The 21928-nt window shown below is 62.1% G+C and carries 13 protein-coding genes; 8 read left to right on the top strand and 5 right to left on the bottom strand.

What is annotated here, in order from left to right; all coding sequences use genetic code 11:
- Window positions 1-30 precede the first annotated feature (30 nt).
- The 3 genes from purD (at window position 31) to HU811_RS06300 (ending at window position 4859) form a co-directional block, all read left to right on the top strand.
- Window positions 31-1326, top strand: coding sequence for a phosphoribosylamine--glycine ligase (purD, locus tag HU811_RS06310; RefSeq protein WP_092395885.1), 1296 nt, complete (start codon window positions 31-33; stop codon window positions 1324-1326).
- A gap of 99 nt (window positions 1327-1425) precedes the next feature.
- Window positions 1426-4200 (top strand): hybrid sensor histidine kinase/response regulator, encoded by a 2775-nt coding sequence (locus HU811_RS06305; protein ID WP_092395883.1) that lies wholly within the window; start codon window positions 1426-1428, stop codon window positions 4198-4200.
- Between the two features lie 62 nt (window positions 4201-4262).
- Window positions 4263-4859 (top strand): MarC family protein, encoded by a 597-nt coding sequence (locus tag HU811_RS06300; protein ID WP_047227382.1) that lies wholly within the window; start codon window positions 4263-4265, stop codon window positions 4857-4859.
- Between the two features lie 76 nt (window positions 4860-4935).
- Here the strand turns inward: HU811_RS06300 and HU811_RS06295 are convergent, their stop codons facing one another.
- The 5 genes from HU811_RS06295 to cobG all read right to left on the bottom strand — a co-directional run bounded on the left by HU811_RS06295 (window position 4936) and on the right by cobG (window position 16665).
- Window positions 4936-12006, bottom strand: a complete 7071-nt coding sequence (locus tag HU811_RS06295) for a TcdA/TcdB pore-forming domain-containing protein (RefSeq protein ID WP_186654711.1) — start codon at window positions 12004-12006, stop codon at window positions 4936-4938.
- Window positions 12007-12304: 298 nt separating this feature from the next.
- Window positions 12305-13996 carry a precorrin-3B C(17)-methyltransferase gene (gene cobJ, locus HU811_RS06290; protein WP_186654709.1) on the bottom strand — a complete coding sequence of 564 codons (1692 nt, stop codon included), beginning with the start codon at window positions 13994-13996 and terminating at the stop codon, window positions 12305-12307.
- Window positions 13996-14730 (bottom strand): precorrin-2 C(20)-methyltransferase, encoded by a 735-nt coding sequence (locus HU811_RS06285; RefSeq protein WP_186654707.1) that lies wholly within the window; start codon window positions 14728-14730, stop codon window positions 13996-13998. Before HU811_RS06285 ends, cobJ begins: the two co-directional genes overlap by 1 nt.
- Window positions 14727-15353, bottom strand: a complete 627-nt coding sequence (locus HU811_RS06280) for a precorrin-8X methylmutase (RefSeq protein WP_047227378.1) — start codon at window positions 15351-15353, stop codon at window positions 14727-14729. The genes HU811_RS06285 and HU811_RS06280 overlap by 4 nt, the downstream gene beginning before the upstream one ends.
- Window positions 15346-16665 carry a precorrin-3B synthase gene (gene cobG / locus HU811_RS06275; RefSeq protein ID WP_225248393.1) on the bottom strand — a complete coding sequence of 440 codons (1320 nt, stop codon included), beginning with the start codon at window positions 16663-16665 and terminating at the stop codon, window positions 15346-15348. The genes HU811_RS06280 and cobG overlap by 8 nt, the downstream gene beginning before the upstream one ends.
- 406 nt (window positions 16666-17071) lie before the next feature.
- On the opposite strand from cobG, the gene HU811_RS06270 reads away from it, so the two are divergent.
- The 5 genes from HU811_RS06270 (at window position 17072) to HU811_RS06250 (ending at window position 21876) form a co-directional block, all read left to right on the top strand.
- A complete protein-coding gene (locus tag HU811_RS06270) occupies window positions 17072-17977 on the top strand; it encodes a zeta toxin family protein (RefSeq protein ID WP_186654702.1) in 906 nt (301 codons plus the stop codon).
- Between the two features lie 160 nt (window positions 17978-18137).
- Complete coding sequence (gene cbiE, locus HU811_RS06265) at window positions 18138-19349, top strand: precorrin-6y C5,15-methyltransferase (decarboxylating) subunit CbiE (RefSeq protein ID WP_186654701.1); 1212 nt, start codon at window positions 18138-18140, stop codon at window positions 19347-19349.
- A complete protein-coding gene (locus HU811_RS06260) occupies window positions 19342-20439 on the top strand; it encodes a cobalt-precorrin-5B (C(1))-methyltransferase (RefSeq protein ID WP_186654699.1) in 1098 nt (365 codons plus the stop codon). The genes cbiE and HU811_RS06260 overlap by 8 nt, the downstream gene beginning before the upstream one ends.
- Window positions 20436-21158, top strand: a complete 723-nt coding sequence (locus HU811_RS06255) for a cobalt-precorrin-6A reductase (protein WP_186654698.1) — start codon at window positions 20436-20438, stop codon at window positions 21156-21158. The genes HU811_RS06260 and HU811_RS06255 overlap by 4 nt, the downstream gene beginning before the upstream one ends.
- A gap of 358 nt (window positions 21159-21516) precedes the next feature.
- The gene (locus HU811_RS06250; protein ID WP_186654697.1) at window positions 21517-21876 is read left to right on the top strand and encodes a DUF6124 family protein; all 360 of its coding nucleotides are present in this window, start codon (window positions 21517-21519) and stop codon (window positions 21874-21876) included.
- The last annotated feature ends 52 nt before the right edge of the window (window positions 21877-21928 follow it).

Here is a 21928-nt window from a genome sequence, read left to right as displayed (position 1 = left end):
ACAGAATCAGCGTCATCCGAGGTTTTTGAAATGAATGTTTTGATCATTGGCAGCGGTGGCCGTGAACACGCCCTGGCCTGGAAAGTAGCTCAGGATCCGCGTGTGCAGAAGGTTTTCGTGGCACCGGGCAATGCCGGTACCGCCATCGAAGCCAAATGCGAAAACGTCGCCATCGACGTGCTGGCCCTGGAACAACTGGCCGACTTCGCCGAGAAGAACGTCTCGCTGACTATCGTCGGCCCGGAAGTGCCGCTGGTTGCCGGTGTGGTCGATCTGTTCCGCTCCCGTGGCCTGGACTGCTTCGGCCCGACATCCGGCGCCGCGCAGCTGGAAGGCTCGAAAGCGTTCACCAAGGATTTCCTGGCACGTCACAAGATTCCGACCGCCGACTACCAGAACTTCACCGAGATCGATCCGGCCCTGGCTTACCTGCGCGAAAAAGGCGCACCGATCGTGATCAAGGCCGACGGTCTGGCCGCCGGTAAAGGCGTGATCGTGGCCATGACCCTGGCCGAAGCCGAAGACGCCGTGCGCGATATGCTGGCCGGCAATGCCTTCGGGGACGCCGGTTCCCGGGTGGTGATCGAAGAGTTCCTCGACGGCGAAGAAGCCAGCTTCATCGTCATGGTCGATGGCAAGAACGTCCTGCCAATGGCCACCAGCCAGGACCACAAACGTGTTGGCGATGGCGACAGCGGCCCGAACACCGGCGGCATGGGTGCTTACTCCCCTGCCCCGGTGGTCACCGCCCAGGTCCATCAGCGGGTCATGGACCAGGTCATCTGGCCGACCGTGCGCGGCATGGCCGAGGAAGGCAACGTCTACACCGGCTTCCTGTATGCCGGCCTGATGATCGACAAGGCTGGTAACCCAAAAGTCATCGAATTCAACTGCCGTTTCGGCGATCCTGAGACCCAGCCGGTGATGCTGCGCCTGCAATCGAGCCTGGTGCTGCTGGTCGAAGCCGCCCTGGCCCAGGCACTGGACAAGGTCGAAGCCCAGTGGGATCCGCGTCCAAGCGTCGGTGTGGTACTGGCAGCCGGGGGTTACCCGGGCGACTACGCTAAAGGTAAAGCAATACAAGGCCTGGAGGCTGCAGCTGGGCTGGAAGGCAAGGTTTTCCATGCGGGGACCGCGCTGAAGGATGGCCAGGTGGTCACTGCCGGCGGTCGCGTGCTTTGCGCCACCGCCATGGGGTCCAGTGTCGACGCGGCTCAGCAGCAGGCCTACAAGCTTGCCGCCGAGATCGACTGGGAAGGCTGTTTCTACCGCAAGGACATTGGCTACCGCGCCATTGCCCGCGAGCGTGGCGAAAATCTGGAATAACCCGGCCATTCAGACCGGCAAGCGCCCATGGCCCTTGCCTGTCTGCTCCGGCGCCGCGCATAGTTATAATCTGGCATCAACCTACGAAGGGATTTCGCCGTGCGCTGGCTCAGGATTGCCATAGGTTTAACCGTCACCCTGCTGACACTGCTCTGCACGCTCCCGGCTCAGGCCGCGCCAGGCAGTGGTTGGGCGGTATTGCTCGACGAACAGGGCGACCTGAAGCTGAGCGACATCCGTTCTGCCCGCTACACCAATCAATTCAGCCCCATCGACCTGGACCGCCTGAGGGCCGCCGAGCCGGGCGGGGCATTGTGGTTGCGTTTCCGGCTGGCCCCCGACCCACATGAACAAATACTGCGTATCTTTGCACCCGACCTGTCTCGCCTGAATCTCTATGTGCTGGACGGCGATACCCTGGTGGACCAACAGGTCGGCGGCGATGCCCTGCCACGTATTGAACACCCCCTGCCCAGCAGCGATTACCTGCTGGCCCTGCCGCGCAGCGACAAACAGCTGGACGTCTACCTGCGCCTGGCGTCCCGGCACGAACTGCGGCCCTATGTCACACTGGAACCGGCGATACAGGCGGCGGCCAATCAGAACCAGACGCTGATCTACGGGTTGCTGTTCGGCTGCATCGCGATGCTGATCCTGCACAACCTGACCCGCTACGCCTATACCCGTTCACGCAGTTGCCTGTGGCTGGCGGCCTGTGAAGGGCTGTTGATGCTCAGCCTGGTGCTGCTGTTGAACCTGGCAGGCGCCTGGCTGCCCGACTGGCCGGCCATTCAGACGCCGGGGGCCTATCTGGCCCTGCTGCTGACCGCGCCCTGCGGCCTGATGTTCGCCTACCGCTTCTTCGCGCCCCTGGGCCCGCACCCGTTGAACCGGCTGCTGCTGGGAGACATCGTGTTCATCACTCTCTGCAGCCTGCTGCTGTTGTTCGTGAACACACTGCCACTCAATATCATGACCTATGCCCTGGTCGCGCTGGCCGGCCTGAGCATGCTGTTCGTCAGCGCTTGGCACTGGCAAAAGGGCTATCGCCCGGCACGGCTGTTTGTCGCCGCCATGGTGGTTTTCAACCTGGGCACGCTGATCATCCTTCCAGCCCTGCAAGGGCTGACGGAAGTCGCTCCCCAGGGCCTGATCATCACCCTGCTGGGGTTCATCTGCGTCAGCGGCCTGCTGATGAGTGTGGCCCTGGGCGAGCGCCAGCGCTCAATCAACGAGAGCCGTTTCAGCATCAGCCGCGACCTGGCGGCAAGCAATGCCGAGATCAATGCCAAGGCCGAGTTCCTGGCCAAGATCAGCCACGAGATCCGTACGCCGATGAACGGCGTACTGGGCATGACCGAGCTGCTGCTGGGCACACCGTTGTCGGTCAAGCAGCGCGATTACGTGCAGACGATCCACAGTGCCGGCAACGAACTGCTGACCCTGATCAACGAGATCCTCGACATTTCCCGGCTGGAGTCCGGGCAGATCGAACTGGACGACGTGCAGTTCGACCTCAACGCGCTGATCGAAGACTGCCTGAGCATCTTCCGCGCCAAAGCCGAACAGCAGAATGTCGAATTGATCAGCTTTATCCAGCCCCAGGTGCCGCGAGTGATCAGCGGTGACCCGACACGGTTGCGCCAGGCGCTGTTGAGCCTGCTGGAAAACGCCCTGAAAAAAACCGACGAAGGCGAAGTGTTGATTGTCGTGGCGCTGGACGAGCGCAGCAATCAGCCGCGCCTGCGCATCGCGGTGCAGGACAGCGGAACGCCCATGGACGCCGAAGAGCGCGACACGCTGATGCATGCCGAATTGCACAGCAAGAACTTCCTCTCGGCCACCCGCCTGGGCGGCAACCTGGGCCTGGTCATCGCCCGTCAATTGATCATGCTGATGCACGGCGAGTTCGGTATCAAAAGCGGCAGCAACCAGGGCAGTACCTTGTGGCTGACCTTACCCCTGGACCCGGATCGCCTCGAACATCCGACCTCCGACCTCGATGGTCCGCTGCAAGGGGCGCGAGTGTTGATCGTCGACGACAATGACACCTGCCGCAAAGTGCTCGTACAGCAATGCAGCGCCTGGGGCCTGAACGTCAGCGCCGTACCCTCGGGCAAGGAAGCCCTGGCGCTGCTGCGCACCAAGGCGCACCTGCGGGACTACTTCGACGTGGTGCTGCTGGACCAGAACATGCCCGGCATGACCGGCATGCAACTGGCGGCCAAGATCAAGGAAGACCCGAGCCTGAATCACGACATCCTGTTGATCATGCTCACCGGTATCAGCAACGCGCCGAGCAAGGTCGTGGCACGCAACAGCGGGGTCAAGCGCATCCTCGCCAAACCGGTGGCCGGCTATACCCTCAAGACCACCCTGGCGGACGAACTCAACCAGCGCAACAAAGGCCAGGCACCGAGCATACCGACGGGCGCAGGCCCTGTCGTTCCGGTAAAAGTACCCAGCGACTTCCGCATCCTGGTGGCCGAAGACAACAGCATTTCCACCAAGGTCATCCGTGGCATGCTTGGCAAGCTCAACCTGCAACCCGATACCGCCAGCAACGGCGAGGAAGCCCTCAAGGCCATGAAGGAGCAGCGCTACGACCTGGTCTTGATGGACTGCGAAATGCCGATCCTCGACGGCTTTTCCGCCACGCAACAGCTACGCGCCTGGGAAATGGGTAACCAGCGAACCCGCACGCCCGTGGTCGCGCTCACCGCGCACATCCTGGCCGAGCACAAGGAGCGCGCCCGTCAGGCCGGGATGGACGGCCATATGGCCAAACCGGTGGAACTGTCGCAACTGCGCGAGCTGATCGAACACTGGGTGGCCCAGCGCGACCAGCAGAATCGCACAGCACAGACGTCCTGAGCCGACAGACACCAAAACGCCTGATAGACTCCCGACGTCTTTCTCCGCCTTGAGCCTCGACCATGCTTCATGTGTTGTTCAGCGTTTACCTGAAGATGCTGGTGCTCTACAGCCCCTTCTTCGTGCTGTCGTGTTTTATCGGCCTGACCCGCGGCTACTCGCGTAAGGAACAACGGCGCCTGGCCTGGAAAGTCGCGATCGCGACGCTGGTGTCCAGCGTATTGCTGTATTTGTTCGGACGGGTGATTTTCAGCGTGTTCGGCATCACCGTGGATGCGTTCCGCATCGGCGCCGGCAGCGTGCTGTTCATTTCGGCGCTGGGCATGGCTCAAGGCAAATCAGCCGTACAGACAGATAATGTTCAGCAGGACGTGACCATCGTCCCGCTGACCATTCCGTTGACGGTCGGCCCCGGCACCATCGGCGCCTTGCTGGTGATGGGTGTGAGCCAGCCGCACTGGGACGACAAACTCATGGCCATCATCAGCATCGCCCTGGCCAGTTTCACCGTTGGCGTGGTGCTTTACCTGTCCAGCCGCATCGAGCGGATTCTCGGTGACCAGGGCTTACAGATCGTCAGTCGCCTGATGGGTTTGTTCGTCTGCGCGCTGGCCGCGCAGATCATCTTTACCGGGGTCAGAGGCTATCTGGTGCCCTAGCCACACCAGCAGCCTCAATGTGCGGAGAATCGCCCCACGAACGATAGACTGATTTAAATCGGTATTTAAACCTGCATTAATCCGCCAAGCTGTTTTCCACAATTGCCGGGACGCTCAGCAACTCTTTCAGCGTTACACTGCCCTGGGTATTGTGCCGAGCGTCCATTCGCTGAATCAGCGTCGAAACAGCGTAACGCCGATGTTTTTCGAAACTGAGCAGGACGTCGCCCCGCAGGCCGATATCCGCGGCATACGCCTCACGAAATATCACGCTGTGCCCACTGTCCGGGTCGATGATGACCAAGTGTTCGTCGACAAGACTGAGCAGCAACTTTTCCGGCTCATCCAGTTCCCAGATCAACTTGCCCGGCTCTGTTGCTGCGTTGTCCAGGGAATGCCGACAATGGACAATGACCGATTCGAGCCTCAACCAAGCCGCCTTCGACAATCGATAACTCTCCGTACCTTGCCCCATGCGCAGGACCAGGGTCGTGACACCGTCGGGCATCAGCGGCAGGAGGTCCTCGATCTTCGTCTGTCCCTCCATAACCATGACTTCGCCATCGCGCTGTACATAACTGAGGGGCCCCGCATGCCCTATGTCCGGATAGGTGAGCAGTTTTCCATTGTCACCTTCATGAATCAGCAGATTGGTTTGTTTCTGCGTCCCAAGCACTTCGAAAGACTCGGGAACCGCGGCCCGTGGTACCCGGATCAGGCGTTTGCTCTGGGTGACGAACCATTTCAGGTTATCCGGATCCTCCACCGACAAAAGCGGGCCATGGAAGGGATACTCCAGCAATCGCTTAAGCCCCTCACGCTCACGCCCACCCTGAGCGATGACCCACTCAAGCGTGACACCGGTGATGAACGCCGGCTCCGGGTCTCGCAACGAGACCACCACGCCTTCGAATGTCACGCCGCGCAAACCCGCGCCTTCGACCGTCAGCTCGGCGAACTGCCACGGCGCCCATACGCGCTGTGGGACGGGCAGCGCGTCAGCCTGCAACAATTGCGAGCCTTCGCCAAAGGCCGGCTCCAGGCGTTGCGGATCGATAAACGCCTGGCGATAGACCTCCCCACTTAAAACATCGAATAACCAGGCTGCCTCGCCGTCCGGCGTTGCGCTCAGCAGGCGCACTTCCTTGCCGTGCCCCGGGTCGATCAACAGCAACCTGTTGTCGATGTACCAGGCCCCCAGCTTCGCGTCCCCGGTGAAGTTGGCCAGGCCGATCAGAGCGAGGGGCTTGCCCGGATAGCGCCGGGCTAACGGTTCCAATTCCGACCACCAATGCACGCGGTCCTTGAACCAATGTTCAGTCACACCGCCCAGTTCCTGGCGTCCCTGGTCCGTCAGGTTGTAAAACAGGCCATCGGACATCAGTGCCAGATAGCCGTCCTCGACGGCGATGATATTGTCCAGTTTCTCGGAGCGTAGCCACCGGTTGGACCACTGCCCTTTTCCCTCCACCAGGGTGCGCTGCCTGCGGCACAGCTCCTGCTTGGTCTTGTCGTAGATGACAAACACATTGCTCCCCTGCGCCGGTGTGAGCAGCGTCAGATCGGTGAGATTCTTGATCGAGTCCGGCCATCCCCGGTAATGATTGCGTCTCGGCGAGGGACGGATGATCAATTGGTCGCTGCGGCGAATCCAGGCCATGTCTCGCAACGTCTCCTCGATCTTCCAGCAGACCGAAACAAAGGGGGCCGGCTGCCAGTTGACGGTGGCATAGGTACGATCACCGACGTACGGGGTAAAGGGATAGCCCGCGCCCAACACCTGCGACCAGTCGGCCAGCGTTTCGCTGGCGCTGAACACCGACTCCAGCGTCGGATCGAGATCCCGAGTCACAGAACTCAGCAGCAACTGCCCATCATGGATGACATAGACCAGCACCTCGGTGGTCTGATCCTCGCGGGTGACTTCCTGCACCACATGCACCACTCCCTGAGGGTCCGCCTCGATACTTTTGATGATCGTCTGCTTGCCTTTCGCCGGCCATAACCAATAACGGTGGCTCAGCAGCCCGGTGACCGCATCGACTTGCCAGACAATCACGTTCTCTGGTTCGAAAAAGTAGGCGCAGCCGCCCGCCACGGTCCCCAGGATCGCGTCTTCGGCACCCGGTACGTCGTTGCGGATATACAGGAAACGATCCTCCCGGGTGTCATACCAAGCGGTGATGTAACGAGGCTCGTCCGGCTTTTCGAACGGAACCAGGTAGTGGTGGACAGGCGTGTAGGGCATCACCAGACGGTGCTCCCGGGCCTGGGCCTTGAGGTGCGTCTGCAAGGCCTGCCGATCCATGCCTGGCGGCACGTCCTGCTCGATGAGGCTCAGCTTGAGCTCCGTCATCTCGACCTGGAATACCTGGTTCTCGCTGAGGCGCAGCAATATTTGGTGGCGGCGGGTCCCCGTGAAGTTCACCTGGATATCGCCCACGAACATCCTGCTGCTGCGCTCGAGCCGGATATCGCCCTCGGTGGCCCACGGAGCGTCCAGCACCCAACTGGCCTCGTGCAGGCTCAACGACTCCAGGGTGAGGCTCACACCGGGATTGAGCGTCACCACACAGCGTTTGCCGGCGCTGCGGATCTGGTAGGCAATCTTCCCTTGCCAGTCCGTGGGAACGGCAGGCACCACCAGTGAACGCTCGTGGTCGTCGAGCAGCACATCGATGACCGTTGGCCGGTAGTCCGGGACCAGGCGATTCAGGATGTAGTCGCTGGGGAACGAGTAGAACGAAAACAGGAACAGCCACCCGCCATCGGCCTTTCTCTTCTCCAGGCGCCGTGCGGTGTCGAACCCGGCGTCATGGCGCAAGCTGGCGAATGGCAGCGCCTTGTACTCATAGCGATAGCAGGCTTGCGGCGTGCCGGGCAGTACGATGGTCTGGCCGGCGGGGGGTGTGAACATGACCCGACCGGGCAGGCGCAATTCGCGGCGAATATCGATCGACCGGTCATAGTCGAGATCGAACGTCGGCACGCCGAAATGATCCCGCAACGGATACAGCCTGGGACTGTCCAGCTGAAGTTGGCCGCGAGCCAGGTCCAGTGTTCGGACAATCAATGACGAGTGCGGGAGCCAGGCCTTGCCATGCGCGTCAAACCGATAGGGCTGCAGATGCGCCTTAGTCATCTCGTCGAAGAACAGCCCGACCTGTTTGGCTTGCTCGGCAATGGTCGCAAACCCTTGGGCCAGCGCCGCCACCCCCACCGCCAACCCACCCAGGATCACCCCGGCCCCGCCAAGAAACGCGCCGGCGGTGGTGGCGCCTGCTGCGAGCGCTCCGGCCGACAACACCAGCCCGGCCGAGTCGAACGCCAATTGAGTGCCGAACTGGGCGCGTGCGACTTCGTTGGTCGCGGTCACCAATTGGTAGATGTCGAACCCGACATTCGCCAGTTGCAGGAGGCCGCCGGTCGCTTCGCTCAAGCCAGACCCTACGGCCGCCTTGACCACCGGAGCGACGGTGCGGGCGATGAGTTTCTCTTCTGCCAGCGCCTGTCGGACCAGCCCGACCAGACCCGCCACATCGGACACGACGCCATGCACCAATTGCGCGTAATTGACATAGGCGTGCAGCCGCACGGCCAGGGACAGGGGCCGATCAGCCCCTTCATGCGCGGTCAACGCCATCATCAGCGCCTGGATGGCGAAGCCGGCATTCAGGGTGTGAACACTTCCCACCTCGACAGGATCGCTGGGCACGGAGGGCTTGTTGGCAAGGGCCAGGAAGCGTTCCGACAGGTAGCTTTTGATACGCAGAAGCCGATGGTCATCCGAAGTGACCCGCACCAGGTGCTCGGGATCTTCAGGATCGATCAGGCTCACCCGGTACGAACCGGCCGGCGTGATCTCCAGGGTCTCGAACAACGGCACAAACCGCGGCGCCAACTGATCCTGCTGCTGAAGGCCGGTGGTCACGTGCGCGATCTGTTGCCCCCACCAATGGCCATCGAGCGCCATCAGGCAACTGCCAAGCCGGGAATTGCTCATCAGCGATTGCCCACGGGCAGAGGCCAGCCGCTGTCGGACAGGACGTTGCGCCTGTCCTGGCAAGGCTGCGGCTTGCAGCAGGTCCGAGACCTTGATCGCACCCGGCAGCTCGATTTCCGCTACTCGCTCACCGTCCAGCTCAAGCAGATCGAAGGTCGGATGCGTCGCCTCGCCGTACGCCGCGTAATAACCGGCCATCCCCTGATCGAGGAAGAAGCGCTCCAGCGCCTGCCTGAACCGCGTGGCGTGCTCGAACTCGAATACGCCGAAATTCGGATCGTAGAAGTGATAGGTACTGCGCTCGCCCTCGACGGTCCTTGCCACCAGCATGGCGTGGTTGTCGGAGCTGAGCATCAAGGTGCTGGTGGTCGTCCTGGCTTGCAGAATCTCCACGACCTGTTTCAGGTCCGAGCGCGCCAGCGCACTGCCGACGTCGCCGGTCTGCACATCGCGCAACGCTTCCACCCCTTGCAAAAAGGTCACGCAATCGCTTGCCTCGGGCTCGATGGCCCCCAGGTAGAACCGCTCGCGCAGGGTGTTGACCGCTGCCTTCCCCGCCGACAACGCAGCCGCCATGGCCAGGGTCAATGGATAGCAACGTCCGCCCACCCTGTCTCCTTCGCCCTGAAGCAGCAGATCCTGCGGCACAGGCTTGGTCACGTCGGCCTCGAAACCATCCAGCACGACACCGACACGCTCGGTGACCCGGGTACGGTACTCAATCTGCGCCAACCGCTGGATCCGAGCCACTTGCCGGCCCCATTGGCGCAACGTCAGCGGCCGCTCCAAGGCGTCTTTCTTCAGGCCCAGGGCAGTGTCCGCATGCAGGAGCGAATATTCGACCGGGTCGACCAATCCGGCCAGGAACGCCGGCGCGTGCTGTCGGTATAACGCCTGCTCGATCATGGCGTAGCTACCCACGGTCCCCCGTTCGCCAAGGTTGTTGGCCAGGTTGTCCAATTGCGGGCGAAGTGCATCGAAGTTGCGATTATCCAGGGACTTTGCGCCGATCAAAGTCCCCAGCAGCAGACGTTGCAGAGGGCTCAACTGCGCCACGTCGAGATGGCCATCGGCAAGTTGGCCCAGCAGCTCAGCGACAGAAAGCCGCTGCGTCTGCGAATCGCCCAACGACGCAGGCGGCAGCAGACTGGAACTTTGGGCGCGGATCGCCTGGCGCGCGTCGAAACTCAGCGGTATCGGCTGGTCGAAGGCCACCACACCGGTGTGGCTGCTCCCCATCATCGCCATGAAAGGCTCACCCAACTGATCGGCCAAATGCTGCAGCAAGTCGGTGGACAGCACGTGACGCCCTTCCAACACCGGCCAGCCTTCATCGAACTGAAGCGTGCGGTATTTGAGCAGTTCCGCCAGCTCACCGGCGTAACGTGCCTGGAAGCGGCCCTGCTGCCAGCTTTTTTTCTCATTGCCGAGCCATTGCACGCCGTCTTTTTCGTTTTCTTTCCAGGAATGATCCAGTTCTTCCTCGGTGGCTCGGTTCACCGTCGCGATGGCGGGAATGGCGATCTCCGTTCGCCAGTTTTCAGCGCTTCGAGGTGTGAAGTTGGCCCGCTGATAATCCAGCATGGCGGCGCGCATGGCACCAGGCCCGGTCAGGTAGATGGTCACTTCGCTCTGGGGGCGGATGCCGTCGCTGTAGTAAGTGGCGGCTGCCTGAGCCAGAAAAGAGACCGCCATTTCCTCTTCCGGGGGCAGCTCACGCAAGTTGCCGAACACCGCTGTCGCAGCTTGCGCAGCAAGATCTTCCATGGCGTGGATGTCGGTGAGGGCAACGTTTTGCTCATCGGCCAAGCGCGCGGTGGCATCGACGATCTCATAGTTGAGCCTGAAACGATCGATGACGGTCTTGAGCATCGCGGCCCCTGGATGAGCCATCAGGAACGCGTTGCTCATCGAATGCTGCTCGGCGACAGCGCGCAATTCATACGGCCGGGCGAGACGCTCTGCCGGTATGCCAAACACCTGCTTGAGCTCAGGCTTGCTGTCAGCGAAACGCTCGAGCGCCTCACGGCTTTCCAATGGGATCTGGTCTTGATAGTTCGTGTATTTACCACGCAAAGCCTGACGACCGGGCATCCACTCAGGATTGCGATCGAGCAGCAGTTGCAGCACGCCCAGGCGTGCGTCCGTCTGGAACGCGCGGATGTCCACGCTTCCCAGTTTATCCAGCAAGGGCGGCAGGTTATCGACGTCGGCGTAGAGGCCGCCTTCGTTGAACAGTGCTTCGACGCGTACCACATCGGAGCCTGAAGCCAGGTTGCAACGCAGGCTGATCTCCCGCTCGTAGATATCTTGCAACTGCAAGGGAGCCTCCCCCTGGGCAAGATCACGCAATGTCAGGCTCCCTTCGGCCAAGGCCGAAAGGCTGAGCAGGTTGGCCGCCTTCAGGGCAGTCAGCCGAGCCTTGTCCTGGCCATAGGCTCGGACCAGCAGATCGATCCTCGCGTCATCGCCACTACCGCCGTTTTCCACCACTTCCTTGATATGAGCGAACATCTGCTGCTTCAGGACAATCACTCGCTCTTCGTAGCGATCACCCAATTCAAATGCATCGGTAATATCCATTGCACCCTGGAGCATGGCATCGGCCTTGGCGGCTTCGACAATGATCCGATTGGTTTCATAAGCCAACAACGCATCGCTGTCATACCAGAGACTAAGTTGATAGCCTTCCTCGGCCATCACTTGTTTCCAGACATTGATGTAGTCGCGCTGAATCGCGCTAATACCGCCTCCCAGCCAGACGAAATGCAACTTTTTAGGAACTTCGAGCGCCACTGTTCTTAACTGCTCGACGCTGTTGTGCAGACGTGTTTCAAAACTTTCGACGGTCGTGTAGATGTGCGCCAGGTCCACAGCCTCAGCTGCACCGGACGGTTCCAGCTCCGCCGTGCGTCGTTGACGCCCAGTGCCCAGAAACGCCCTCAATGCCTGCTTGAGCAGCCCCAGCGGCTCCAACATCGATGGCGAATCCAGCGAGGCGATACAGCCAAAATAATAGCGCAGCACCGCCTCGTATTGATCAGTGCCTTTATGCGGCATCAATGCTTGCTCAAGATCCTTCAGTTTCAACAAACCCATGAAATCGACGTAACCTTGCGCCGATCTTATTCCGCTCTCATTCATCACCAATAATTCCATTTATTGCATATAAATATGCCGGGGCCGATTTCAGGCAACAGCAGTCCATAAGTGCCTCCAGGCACTTGGATAGTTAACGTTAAGAACGCAACATGTCCGATAAGGTGACGCAAAACTAACGCATCACCGGACGTCATTCAAACTGAATAAATTTCCAAATAAAAACACAAGCGCCCTGTAACAAGAAGTTCAACGGCAACTTAGTTTTCCATCGATTTTTATAACCGGCAGTAAGTGAGCAACTCACTGGATAATGGCAGCCCGAACGGGCTGCCGAGGCGAATCAAAGAGGTTTGCTGCCATACCAGCGCGGGGTATAGACCCAGTCGCCACCTTCAGCGCGAGGGAACACGCAAGTGGTGGAAGACCCCACCAGCACCATGGTGCGCATGTCCACCTGGTCCGGGGTCAACTGCCCCAGAGTCGTGACCCGCAGGGTCTGGCCCGGACGCCCGATATCGCGCCCCAACACCACCGGCGTGTGCGGCGTGCGATGTTGCGCGACGATTTCCAGCGCTCGCCCCAGCTGCCACGGTCGGGAACGGGAGATCGGGTTGTAGAACGCCAGGGCCAGGTCTGCTTCAGCCGCCAGATCCAGGCGTTTCTCGATGATCGACCATGGCTTGAGATTGTCCGACAACGACATCACGCAAAAATCATGACCCAGCGGCGCACCGGCCTGGGCGGCGGTGGCCAGGGAGGCCGAGACGCCAGGGAGAATTTGCAGGTCGACGTTGTGCCAGTGGGCATCCGCCGATTCGTGCAGTGCTTCGAGCACAGCCGCCGCCATGGCGAACACGCCTGGATCGCCGGACGACACCACGACCACGGAGCGCCCCTGGGCCGCCAGCTCGAAGGCATGCCGGGCACGCTGCATTTCCTCGCGGTTATCGGTGCAGTGCTGCACCTGATCGGGCCGAAAGGGGCCAGCCATGCGTACGTAGGTTTCGTAGCCCAGCACATCGGTGGCGCGGTCGAGTTCGGCGCGCACGGCCGGCACCATCAGATCGGCAGCGCCCGGGCCAAGGCCGATCACGGCAAGACGCCCGCGCGGACGGCCGATCTGTTGGGGGTCGAGGGGCTGCTCGGCTACGGCGATCGCACAATCGCCCACCCTGCGCACCGCTGCCGGTTGCTCAAGGGCATCGCTCAACCATTGGGCAACGTCAGCACTGGCCCCTGCGAACCGTAGCGGCACGTTCAATGCCGATGCGGCTGCCTGCAGATCCGGACGCGCCATGTCGCTGTCCGCCGCCAACAGACACGCCAGCGATTGCACCGCCAGACCGGCTTCACGCAAAACTTCGTCAATGGACACCGGCGCACCCGCGGGCACCGCCACCACCACAGTGCGCGGATAAATCCGCAATTCATCCAACGCGGGCGCAGCCGCTGCGCAGTCGACACGAATGGCCAGACGCGCCTGTTCATCCTGGGGCAGTTGCGCCTGATCCAGCCATGGCGCAGCCCCCTCAATACGCACCGACTCACCGGCCAGCAGATCCGACACAAAGCGTTTGCCCTGCTCCAGGTCGTCAAGACGGTAACCGCTCGGCGGATTGAGCAGGCAGGTACCAAAACGCAATTCGCCGCTGGTGGTGATTGCTGGAGCGACTTGCAACGCTGCCGCGATCTCACGGGCCATGACATTGACCCCGCCCAGCCCGCCAAGCAGCGGCACCACGGCGCTGCCATCCTCGGCCACTGCCAGCACTGGCGGTTCGACGCCTTTTTCCAGCAGCAGCGACGCCAGCGTGCGGATAACGATGCCGGCCGCGCACAGGGCGATGATCGGCCTGTCCTGTTGGTAGAGCTCGCGCAGCGTCGCGCCGAACTCGTGGTATTGGCTGTCCGCACCCTCAACCCGCCCGGCCAGGCCGTGGATCAAGGCATCAGGGTAGCGCTGCTGGATCCGCCGGGCCGTTGCGAGGCTGCCGGGGCCAAGAATGACGATGGCCGGCGCCCTGGACGTCATCAACCTTGCCACCGTTCGCCCGGCACGATGATCAGCGAGAAGTACGGCGAGGACATGGGCTCGACTTCATCCAGCGGCACGATCTTCTGGTTGGCCATGGTTGCCCGCTCGACGTACAACGCCCGATCGTCCAGACCCAGTTCCTGGAGTACCTGACGGACCTTGGGGAAATTGCGTCCCAGCTTCATGATGACCGCCGCATCGGCATCGGCCAGGCGGCGCTTGAGCTCCTCGAAGGGCAATACGCCGGAGAGCACCGACAGACTCTGGTTGCGATAGACCAGCGGCGCACCCAGCACCGAGGCGCCCCCGAGCATCGAGCACACGCCAGGAATCACTTCGGCGTCATAGCGCTCGGCCAGGCGATCGTGCAAGTACATGTAGGAGCCGTAGAAGAACGGATCGCCCTCGCAGATCACCGCCACGTCGCGACCGGCATCCAGATGCACGGCCAACTGTTGGGCAGCGGTGTCGTAGAAGTCGGCGATGACCTGTTCATAGGACAGCGGTGCCGGCAACGCTTCGGTGGTCACCGGATAGACCAGTGGCAACAACGTTTGTGCCTCCTGCAGATGCGCCTCAATGATGCCGAAGGCGTTGCCCTTCTTGCCCTTGGCGACGAAGTACGCCACCACCGGCGATTCGCGCAGCAGGCGCAGGGCCTTGACCGTAATCAGTTCCGGGTCACCGGGGCCAACGCCGAGGCCAATCAGACGTCCAGGCTGCTGCATCATTCAATCTCCGTAGCGAGGGCGTTGACGGCGGCGGCGGCCATGGCGCTGCCGCCGAGCCGGCCTTGCATGATCACGAACGGCACGCCACGGCTGTTGGCCGCCAGCATCGCCTTGGACTCAGCGGCACCGACGAAACCTACCGGAAAGCCGAGAATCAGTGCCGGTTTCGGCGCGCCGGCATCGAGCATTTCCAACAGGTAGAACAGGGCGGTCGGCGCATTGCCGATCACCACGACGCTGCCTTCCAGGTGCGGACGCCAAAGCTCCAGGGCGGCCGCCGAGCGGGTGTTGCCCAATTCAAGAGCCAACGCCGGCACGCTCTCGTCGCGCAGGGTACAGATCACCGGATTGTTCGCGGGCAGGCGAGCCCGGGTCACGCCCTCGGAAACCATTCGCGCATCGCACAGGATCGGCGCACCGGCGGCCAGCGCCTGGCGTCCCGCCGTGCCGGCGCCCTCGGAAAACTGCAGGCCATCGACAGCCTCGACCATGCCGCAGGCGTGAATCACCCGCACCGCGAGTTTTTCCAGGTCGGCCGGAATGCGCGCCAGGTTGGCTTCGGCGCGAATGATCGCGAAGGAGTTGCGATAGATCTCCTGACCGTCGCGGATGTAATCAAGCATCAAGGGGGCTCCGGGGGCGAGCGTCGAGCCAGTGGCCGAGCGCTTCAATAGTTAGATCGTGCGCCTGCAACGCGCCGAAACCCGGCTGCGTCGCATCGCGAAAATACAGGTCGTAACGACCGGGGGCGACCGCCAGCAAGGTGGCGGGCGCGACATGGGCCGCCGCGCAGGAACGCGGACAGCCCGACAGATGGATCTTCAGGGCACGGCCCTGACGTTGCAGCAGCTCGGCCAATTGACGAGCATCGGCCTTGGTGTCGGCCAAGGCTTTGCCGCAGCCACTGGAGCCGGTGCAAGCGATGAGTTGCGCCAAGGGTTGATCGACTGCACACAACAACCCCAACCCTTCGAGCCGCGCCAGCACGTCGTCCGCTTCCTCGCGGCGCACGTTGGGCAGCAACAGGCTTTGCCAGGGGGTGAAACGCAAACTGGCGTCGCCCTTGTCCCGCGCCAGTTGCGCCACTGCGCGCAGCATGACGGCGTCAAGCCGGCCCAGAGGTGCCGCCGCGCCAACGTAGACCCGGTCGTCGTGCTGGGAATGGATGCCGATGTGCAATCCGTCGATGGACTGGTCCCGCCGCCAATCCGCACAGGGCTGCAACGCCACGCGGCGGGCCAACTGGACGAGGCACTCATCCCTCGGGATTTCGGCCAGCAAGTGACGCATGCGCGTCTGGTCGGAGCGGGCCAGGTCGAGAAATAACTCCAGCACCGCCACCACCAACTCATGTGCCTGGGCCAGGCGTACAGCGCCGTCCGGCTTATCCAGCGGGGTGCCTGCCAGCCCGAAGACCAGCCATGGCTCGCCGTTGCGAACCAGCGCCGAGAGCCACAGGTCATGGTGATGCTCAAGCATCGCCACCCCTTCCCCGCCGTCCAATTGCACGGCGAACTTGGCCGACAGCTCATGGAAGCGTTCATGGGTTTGCAGGGTGAAAAGAATCCGCGCGGCCAACGGACGGGTATCGAGCAGCATCTGCCGGTCGATCCCGGCCGTGGGGCTGAGCATCAGGTTGCGCACGTCATCGCCGGCCAGTTTGCGGGGGCCCAGTCCGGCGTTCAGCAGGGGCTCGACCAACGCATCGTGCCGGGGACCCACCCCGCGAATTTGCAGGTTGGCGCGGTTGGTCGCCTCGATCACGCCACCGGCGAACCGCTCGGCCGCCCACGCCACGGCGTCGGCCTGATCGGCCTGAATGGAACCACCGTCGAGCTTGATGCGGCAGATCCCACCGTCCAGCGCCTGGACGACACGCAGCAACCCCGGACAACCCGAGGGACGTATGACGCTGGATGATGGACGTTCGTTCAAGGGCAAACCGGTAGATAAGGCACGCCGCAACGGCGAAGGCCCGCCATTATGCCTGCTTTGCCGGGGGGCATGAAAAGCTTGCTGGTCGGATTACGGGCATCGTGCTGTGCCAGGGAGGCGATCACGGCCACAAAACGGAGGGATCGAACCTGTTCGCGATAGCGGTCCACCTGAAAGGGTGATGTTGAATGTGCCAAGGCCTTCGCGAACAAGCCCGCCAATGGGGTTCTGTGCCGGGCACGCTGACGTAAGTTGCCGGCGCCTTCCCTGTAGGTATTTTTACCTTAACAAACAGATACATACCTTGGAACACACGCTCATTTGAACACGCCGCAAAACCCCGCTTTATTAAAAAGGGCAGCCACTCACTTCACTTCATGGGAATCTTTGATAAGGACATCAGGATATGCCACACACATCGAATTACGCCTACACCCCGGAACAGGTCACGACCGCGTTCACCGAAATCACCGACACGCTGTTCAATGGCATCACGGCCGAGTCCGTCCCCAAAATGCTGATCGTCGCCGGATCGCAGGGATCGGGAAAAACCTATCTGCTGGAAAAAAGCCTCCTGCCCTCCGGGCGCTACGACAACTATGTTCGCCTGTACTTGCCCGAATACCGGGAAAAGCACCCTCACTACGCCCAGATGATCCAACGCGGTGTGCTGCATGCTTATGAGCATACCGAGGCCTTTGTTCGAGAGGTTTGCTCGAAAATCTTCGCAGAGGCGTTCAGGAACAAATACAACATCATCATGGAATGCGCATTCGACGGCAGCGATTTTGCGGCCTTCCCGCCGATGGCCACGGCAGCGGGCTATCAGCTCGAAACCCACATCATCGCCTGCAAGAAAGAGTTCACTCATCTATCGAGTATCAAAAGAGCCCTCAGAAGCCTGGAAAAACAGGAGTTGGAAAGGTTCGTCACGCTATCGGCGCTCAATGCCAGCCTGGGCAACACCCAGTCGACCCTGCTGGCTATCGAGACGGCCGCCAAAGCAGTCAGCGGCTCGCAGATATTTTTGTACGAACGCGGGTTCGGCCCCTTGAAGGAACGGATCCTGCGCACTCAAAACACCTATACCCTCGATCCGGACGGGACTTTGCTTATCGCGGGACCGAAGGTGGTTTATGCAAATGCCTTCGAGATCATCACCAACAACCGCCTCCACCTCATTGGCGATCGCGAAGAAATGGTGAAGGAGTGCCACCTGACACTGCTCAAGACCCAGGCCCATGCTGAACACGTACCCGAGTCGGTCTACAACGACCTGTATGCCTATATCCTCAAATACGTCTACCGATGAATCGGCTGCCTGCGTGAGAAGGTGGGGTTGAATGTGCCGGCGCCATCGCGAGCAGGCTCGCAACGGCCCACGCCATAACCGAAGACGCACGGTATGATGGCGGCCCGGTTCGCGCGCGCAACAAGCCCGCCGATCAACCCTATCCATTCGAGGAACAGAGATGACCCCCTGGCTGACCGTAGTGGGCATCGGTGAAGACGGCTTCAAGGGCCTGGGCCGAACGGCCCGCCACGCTTTGCTGCGGGCGTCGCGCATTTTGGGCAGCGAACGCCAACTGGCGCTGTTGCCGCTGTGCATCCGGGGTGAACGGGAGCTGTGGCCCCGTCCATTTTCCCTCGAACCGCTGCTGGCACGGCGCGGCGAGCCGGTGTGCGTGCTGGCCAGCGGCGATCCGATGTTCTATGGCGTGGGCGCCAGCCTCGCCAAACAGGTGCGGGGCGATGAAATGCTGATCGTCCCGGCACCATCGTCCTGTTCGCTGGCGGCGGCCCGCATGGGTTGGCCCTTACAGGAGGTGGTCACCCTGTCGCTGGTGGCGCGGCCCCTGGCGGCACTCAGCGCGCATTTATCCACAGGCGTCCGGCTGTTGCTGCTGAGCAACGACCGTCACAGTCCTGCTGCCGTGGCGGCGCTGCTTCGCGAGCGCGGCTTCGGCCCCAGCCCCATGACCGTGCTCGAACACCTGGGCGGCACGGCCGAACGGCGGATCGAAAGCTGTGCGGCACAGTGGTCCGATCCCACCGTCACGGACCTGAACCTGATCGCCGTCGAATGCCGGGCCGAACCCTCGGCGTTGCGCCTGTCGCGCCTGGCCGGTTTGCCGGACGCCGCGTTTGAACATGACGGCCAGCTAACCAAACGCGACGTGCGCGCCATTACCCTCGCCCGCCTGGCCCCGATGCCCGGAGAACTGCTCTGGGATGTGGGGGCGGGCAGCGGCTCCATCGGTATCGAATGGATGCGCGCCCACCCCAGTTGCCGAGCCCTGGCCATCGAGGCCGACGAAGGCCGCCAAGGGTTGATCGAACGTAACCGCGACGCCCTTGGCGTGCCCGGCCTGCAACTGATCCGCGGGCGGGCACCGCAGGCTCTGGAAGGACTGGAGCCGCCGGACGCGGTATTCATCGGCGGCGGCGTAACCCGCGAGGGCGTGCTCGACGCTTGCTGGGCCCAGCTCAAGCCTGGCGGACGGCTGGTGGCCAATGCGGTGACGCTGCAGAGCGAGATGACGCTGATGAACTGGCGCGAACTACATGGCGGCGAACTGACCCGTATCCACATTGCCCAGGCCCAGCCATTGGGCGATTTCGACACCTGGCGCCAAGCATTGCCGATCACCTTGCTGGACCTGACGAAACCTTTCGATGCGTGACGAAACCGCCGAACAACCCGCGCCCCTGCGCAGTGGCCTGACCACCGGAAGCTGCGCCACCGCCACCAGTCTGGCGGCTGCGCGGTTGCTGCTTTGTGGCATCCAGGCCGATGCCGTCGATATCGTGCTGCCCAAGGGCAAGCAGGTGCAGATGCGCCTGGAGTTCTGCCGGCTGACCGAGCAGGGCGCCGAAGCCGGGACGATCAAGGATGCCGGCGATGACCCGGATGTGACCCACGGCGCGCTGCTGTTCTCCCAGGTGCGGCTGACGGACGGGCCAGGCGTTCGTTTCGTTGCCGGACGCGGCGTGGGCACGGTGACACGGCCGGGACTGGTGCTGGCCGTCGGTGAGCCGGCGATCAACCCGGTGCCGCGCAAAATGATCGGCGAGCACTTGGGACGGCTGGCCGAGGAAGTCGGTTATGCCGGCGGCTTCGAGGTCACAGTCAACGTGGAGGGAGGCGAGGCGCTGGCGCTGAAAACCATGAATCCACGGCTAGGGATTCTCGGCGGGCTATCGATTCTAGGCACCAGCGGCATCGTCCGACCGTTCTCTTGCGCGGCCTACATTGCCTCGATCCACCAAGGCATCGACGTGGCAAAAACCAACGGTTACCTGCACATCGCGGCCTGCACCGGCAACGCCAGCGAAGACACCATGCGCCGGGTCTACAACCTGCCGGAAATCGCCCTGATCGAAATGGGCGATTTCGTCGGCGCGGTGCTCAAGCATGTGCGAAAGGTGCCCGTGGAGAAGCTCAGCCTTTGCGGTGGCTTTGGCAAGATCAGCAAACTCGCTGCGGGCCACATGGACCTGCACAGCCGTCACTCGAGCATCGACCTGCCACAATTGGCCGAATGGGCTGCGGCCATCGGCGCCGATGAAACCTTGCAGCAAAGCATTCGCGAGGCCAACACCAGCCAGCAAGCCCTGGCGATGGCCAGCGCCCTCGGCATCGCGCTCGGCGACGCAGTTTGCGCACACGCCCTGGCCTTCGCCCGTAGCATCGTACCGGCCCAGGTCCAGGTCGAAGTCTTCGCCATCGACCGCCAGGGTGCAGTGGTCGGTCACGCCGGAGCTCTCAAATGAAACGCATCCTGCTGCTGGGCGGCGTCACCGAAGCCCTGGCCATCGCCCGGACCCTGGGCCCAACACACATCTACAGCCTGGCGGGTATCGGCCGCGTTCCCACCGACCTGACCTGTCAGGTGCGCGTCGGCGGTTACGGCGGCGCCGAAGGGCTGACGCAATTCATTCGCGAGCAAGGCATCGACCTGCTGCTGGATGCGACTCACCCCTACGCCGCGCAAATCAGCCACAACGCCGCCCACGCCGCCCGCGCTTGCGGCATCCTCTGCTGGGCCCTGCGCCGTCCGGCATGGCAACCCCAGGTCGGGGATGACTGGCGCGAAGTGGCCGACTGGGCCGAACTGATCCAGGCCCTGCAACCGTTCCACCGCCCCCTCTTCACCCTGGGCCGCGAGCCGCTGCAACACCTGCACGAAATCCCGCCCGAGCAATTCTGGACCCTGCGCGCCCTGGATGTTTACCCCGGTAATGAGCGCTGTGAGGTCATTGGTGCCCGTGGGCCGTTTCATATTGACGCTGAGCGCGAACTGTTCGAGCGACGGCAGATCGATGTGCTGGTCAGCAAGAACAGCGGCAGCACGGCCACCGAGCCGAAGCTGGAAGTGGCGCGGGAGCGGGGGGTGCCGGTGTTGGTTTTGCGGCGGCCGGTGTTGGCGGGGGTGGATCGGGAGTTTGGGACGGTGGATGAGGTGTTGCAGGGGCTTCGGCATTTGGTCTGACAGAAACCTGCACCGTCCTACAAGCCTGTCCTGTCGGAACTACGCCAGCAAGCTACGTCACCTTGCGCCGCTGCCTACAACTGGGCCAGAATCCGCCGGCTTGTGCGCCTTGGAGGCCATCGGTAACTTGATTCCCGTCACTGCCCATCAGTGATCGGGTTTAGTCGCCCTTGGTTTTCAGCAGGTTCATGAGCTCCGTCCAGTCAGGTATCCATCCTGCACTTGATGGTGGTTGTGCGCAGGGCGCCTTCGGGCGCGCCGGTAATGCTGGACTCCCCGGTCGACTAACCTGCGCACAGCCGCCGCCCTTCGTTTAGTCGCGAAACGGTTGCGGCTCCATAACATGGAGTTTCCAGCAATGTTCAAGAACACACCGAATCCCCCACCCCCAGACGACCACACATCCCGTTGTCAGTTGACCAACGCCAAAAAACTCGACGACGCTGCTACCCGCGCCTTGGACTATTACCTCAAGCCGTCAGCCGAAAAAGAACCATCCGACAGGCTAGATACCATTTTCGTCATCGCACCTAACATCAACGCCGAATGCCTGCTCGCCAACCTCAGCGAAACCCTGGCCTCGGCCAATGCCATGGTCAGCGACCTGGCATTCGATCTGGAGGGCTCGCGACGACATATCGCGCAAGGGGTCCAGCAGATGATTGAGCTGGGCCAATTGCTGGCAAATCGGGCGTTGGATGTGGTCGACCCGAGATAAGCGACAGGGTTTGGGGTTTGGCAAAATCAATAGGTCAAGCCCACTCCTGTGG

This window comes from Pseudomonas tehranensis (genome assembly GCF_014268615.1).
Lineage (GTDB): Bacteria > Pseudomonadota > Gammaproteobacteria > Pseudomonadales > Pseudomonadaceae > Aquipseudomonas > Aquipseudomonas tehranensis.
Note: the sequence above shows the minus strand (reverse complement) of the source record. Positions and strands in the feature narration are given on the sequence as shown.

Bases quoted from the DNA above. Each gene is read 5' to 3' on its own strand.
- HU811_RS06280 (WP_047227378.1), bottom strand. From the start codon at position 15,353: ATGCTTGATTACATCCGCGACGGTCAGGAGATCTATCGCAACTCCTTC.
- HU811_RS06255 (WP_186654698.1), top strand. From the start codon at position 20,436: ATGAAACGCATCCTGCTGCTGGGCGGCGTCACCGAAGCCCTGGCCATC.
- cbiE (WP_186654701.1), top strand. From the start codon at position 18,138: ATGACCCCCTGGCTGACCGTAGTGGGCATCGGTGAAGACGGCTTCAAG.
- HU811_RS06250 (WP_186654697.1), top strand. From the start codon at position 21,517: ATGTTCAAGAACACACCGAATCCCCCACCCCCAGACGACCACACATCC.
- HU811_RS06295 (WP_186654711.1), bottom strand. From the start codon at position 12,006: ATGAATGAGAGCGGAATAAGATCGGCGCAAGGTTACGTCGATTTCATG.
- HU811_RS06285 (WP_186654707.1), bottom strand. From the start codon at position 14,730: ATGATGCAGCAGCCTGGACGTCTGATTGGCCTCGGCGTTGGCCCCGGT.
- HU811_RS06270 (WP_186654702.1), top strand. From the start codon at position 17,072: ATGCCACACACATCGAATTACGCCTACACCCCGGAACAGGTCACGACC.
- cobJ (WP_186654709.1), bottom strand. From the start codon at position 13,996: ATGACGTCCAGGGCGCCGGCCATCGTCATTCTTGGCCCCGGCAGCCTC.
- HU811_RS06300 (WP_047227382.1), top strand. From the start codon at position 4,263: ATGCTTCATGTGTTGTTCAGCGTTTACCTGAAGATGCTGGTGCTCTAC.
- purD (WP_092395885.1), top strand. From the start codon at position 31: ATGAATGTTTTGATCATTGGCAGCGGTGGCCGTGAACACGCCCTGGCC.
- HU811_RS06260 (WP_186654699.1), top strand. From the start codon at position 19,342: ATGCGTGACGAAACCGCCGAACAACCCGCGCCCCTGCGCAGTGGCCTG.